The organism is Micromonospora sp. D75 (assembly GCF_018070405.1).
Lineage (GTDB): Bacteria > Actinomycetota > Actinomycetes > Mycobacteriales > Micromonosporaceae > Micromonospora > Micromonospora chalcea.
On the sequence record NZ_JAGPXV010000663.1, the window covers coordinates 1 to 3,147 of the forward strand.

At 74.8% G+C, this 3,147-nt stretch carries 4 protein-coding genes and 1 pseudogene; all 5 read right to left on the minus strand.

Annotation, left to right across the window (positions count from 1 at the left end; translation table 11 throughout):
- A pseudogene (locus KBX39_RS27300) lies at positions 1 to 294 on the minus strand (hypothetical protein); the annotation flags it as partial.
- Positions 295 to 459: 165 nt separating this feature from the next.
- A complete protein-coding gene (locus KBX39_RS27305) occupies positions 460 to 1,449 on the minus strand; it encodes a tyrosine-type recombinase/integrase (protein WP_064445968.1) in 990 nt (329 codons plus the stop codon).
- A gap of 104 nt (positions 1,450 to 1,553) precedes the next feature.
- A complete protein-coding gene (locus KBX39_RS27310; RefSeq protein ID WP_030504676.1) occupies positions 1,554 to 1,988 on the minus strand; it encodes an Hsp20/alpha crystallin family protein in 435 nt (144 codons plus the stop codon).
- A 74-nt stretch (positions 1,989 to 2,062) separates the two neighbouring features.
- Positions 2,063 to 2,572, minus strand: coding sequence for a GNAT family N-acetyltransferase (locus tag KBX39_RS27315; protein ID WP_312247496.1), 510 nt, complete (start codon positions 2,570 to 2,572; stop codon positions 2,063 to 2,065).
- A complete protein-coding gene (locus KBX39_RS27320; RefSeq protein ID WP_210873230.1) occupies positions 2,569 to 3,096 on the minus strand; it encodes a DUF2087 domain-containing protein in 528 nt (175 codons plus the stop codon). Before KBX39_RS27320 ends, KBX39_RS27315 begins: the two co-directional genes overlap by 4 nt.
- Between the last annotated feature and the right edge of the window lie 51 nt (positions 3,097 to 3,147).

Sequence of the window (3,147 nt, forward strand, 5' to 3'; positions counted from 1 at the left end):
CTGCGGCGGCGTACGCACCCAACTGCCGAAGCCGGCCTTGCTCCACCTACCCCGGGCCTCGGCGCACAGCCGCTCGTACGCCGCGTCGGTGTCCCCGGCGGCGACGTCGCGGAAGAACCCGTCGGCGGTCTCCCGGACCGGCCCGTCGGACTGGAGCACCACCTGCGCGTTCCACACCGCCAGCCCGGCCACCCCGATCAGGCAGGTGCCCACGCCGAGACCGGCGATCAGCACGCCCGCGCGTAGCGGCCGGCGCCGCCGGGCCGTGTGGTGCCACTCCTGCTGCCTGCCCATCACCGTCGACGGTAGGCAACCGGAACGCGCCGCGCAGGCGGTTGCGCCGCGCGCCCGTGACGGGCCGAAGATGTCAGGGGGCAGCGGCAGACTGCCGGTACGCCCGATCGGGCAGCCGTTCTGCCTCTGCCCCCGCCCGCAGGGCTGACCGGTCCGCGCGACGGCTCAGCCGCGACGGCGGGCGCGGGCCGCCCAGATCGCGTACGCCGGATCGCGGTCCAGGTTGTGCCGGTCCCGGTCGTAGCGGCGGGTGGTACGCGGATCGGCGTGCCCCATCGCGTCCTGCACGTCCTCCAGCGGCACCCCCTCCGAGCGGGCCGTGGTGGCGAACGCGTGGCGCAGCGAGTGCGGCGACAGTTTCGCCCAGGCGGCGATCCCGGCCCGCTGGGCGAGGCGGCGCACCAGCCGGAACACGGCATGCCGGTCCAGCCGGCCGCCGGTCGCGGTGACCAGCAGCGGACCGGTCAGCTCCGGCACCGTCACGCCCTGCGCCTCGGCCCGCGCGGTCAGGTAGGCGTCGAGGGCGTACGCGGTGCCCGGGGTGAGCGCGCGCCGGCGTACCTTGCCGCCCTTGCCGACGAAGCGGACGCTGCGGTGACCGCGCTCGGTGCCCAGGTCGGACACGTCCAGCGCGACCAGTTCCCCCACCCGCAGCCCCAGGTCGGCCAGGAGCGCGACGGCGGCCCGGTTGCGGGCGGCGGTCGGGCCGGTGTCCGTCTCGGCGGCGGCGATCAACGCGTCGACCTCCTCCGGCGTCAGGCCGACGGTGGCGGAGTGGTCCCGGTCCACCCGCGGCCGGTCCGCCGCCGACACCGGATTGGCGGTCACCGCGCCCAGCTTGGCGAGGAAGTCGTACCAGCTCGACAACGCGGACAACCGGCGCGCCACGGTGGCCGGCGTGAGCGTCCGGCCGTCGCGCCCGCGCGGCGTGGACTCCAACTCCCGGCCGTAGGCGTTGACGTCGAGGAAGGTGGCCCGCAGCGGGTCGAGCCCCCGCTCGGCGCACCAGCTCAGCCAGCCGGTGACGTCACGGCGGTACGCGTCACGGGTGTGCTCGGACAGCCGCCGGTTGCGCAGCCACGCCTCGGTGACGTCGGCCGGGCCGGCGGGCAGGGCGGCGGTGCGGGCGCGCGGCAGCACCTCGGGGCGAAGCATGTGAGAAAGGCTCTCAGCCCGCGGATGGTTTGGCGATCAGGCGCGCTGGTACGACAACGCGGGGTCGGCCGGCGCTCCGGCCTCCCCCGCGTCGGTGTGGACGGTCAGGCGGTGGTGAGCTGGCGGCGGCCGTTGCCCTCGGCGGGCGTGGCCACGGTGATCCGGCGCGGCTTGGCGCGCTCGGCGATCGGGATGCGCAGCGTCAGCACGCCGTTCTCGTAGCCGGCCTCCAGCCGGTCGGTGTCGAGCGTGTCGCCCAGGAACAGCTGCCGGGTGAACGTGCCCATCGGACGCTCGGCGGCGACCAGTTCGACGTTCTCGCCGCTGGGGCGACGGCGCTCGGCGCGGACGGTCAGCACGTTGCGCTCGACGGTGCAGTCGATGCTGTCCGGGTCGACGCCGGGCAGGTCGAACGCCGCGTAGAAGTGGTCACCGTCGCGGTAGGCGTCCAGGTGCATCACGGCGGGCCGGGCGGCGGTGCCGAAGAACTGCTCGGCGATCCGGTCGATCTCGCGGAACGGGTCGGTACGCATCAACATGGCTCTTGCCTCCTCGGTTCTCCTGGCCCAAGGTCTCAAGTTGAGTCTTGGTGACTCAAGTTCCTGGTTCTGTTTTAACGCGCCCGCGCCGCGTCGTCAACTCGCGCCGGCAGTGACTTCTCGAACCAGTGCTGCGCGTACGGGCCGCTGCTGAAGGCGGGGATCTCCCGGTAGCCGTGCCGGGCGTACAGGGCCCGCGCCTCGACCAGATCGGAGCGGGTGTCCAGCCGGATCCGCGTCGCCCCGCCACCGACGGCGTACGCCTCGACCGCGGCGATCAGCGCCGCTCCACCACCGGCGCCACGGTGCTCCGTGCGCACGTACACCCGGGTCAGCTCGGCCCAGTCCGGCTGCCATCGCAGCCCGGCGCACCCGGCGAGGCGACCGTCGCGGCGGGCCAGCACCAGCAGCCCGCTCGGCGCGACCAGGTCGTCGCTCGGGTCCTCGGCCAGCGCGGCGTCCACCTCACCGGGCCGATCCGGACGCCCGTACCAGCGGCGCACCATCTCCGCCATGTACTCGCGCAGCACCAGCGTCGCGTCCGGCTGCTCCGGGCGTACGACGTGCGTGCTCCAGCCGCTCACGGCCCGGTCCGCCAGTAGACGCCCTGCTCGCGGGTGAGCAGCATGTCGTCGATCAGGTAGCGGCGCAGCGTCACGTGGTCGGCCTCGCCGCCCTCGCACCACCGGCGCAGCGCGTCGTCCACCTCCCGCTCCGGATAACGACGTCCCGGCTCGAAGGTGCGTTCGGTGATGTGTTCCAGCAGCACGCGGCGGCGTCCGCGCTGCGCGGGCAGCCGGGTCAGCGTGCCGTCGCGCAGGAACGTGCGCAGGATCGTCTCGCGCGGGTTCGCCGCCGGGGCTACCGGCGACGCCGCCCCGGCCCGGGCGAACTCGCGCAGCCGCTCGACGTCGACCCGCAGCCCATCCCCGTCGTCGGCGAGCACACCGGTGTCGGTGAGACGGCGTACGGCCACCGCGGCGTCGCGGGCCGGCAGCCCGGTGCGGGCCACCACGGCAGACAGGTCCCGGGCGCCGAGCACGATCGCGGCGAACACGGTCCGGCGGCGCTCGTCGGCGAGCGCCCCGGCGAGGGCATGAGCGGTCATGGCGGGCAGCCTGTCAGCACCCCACCCGGTCCGGCCAGGCGTTTTCCGGCC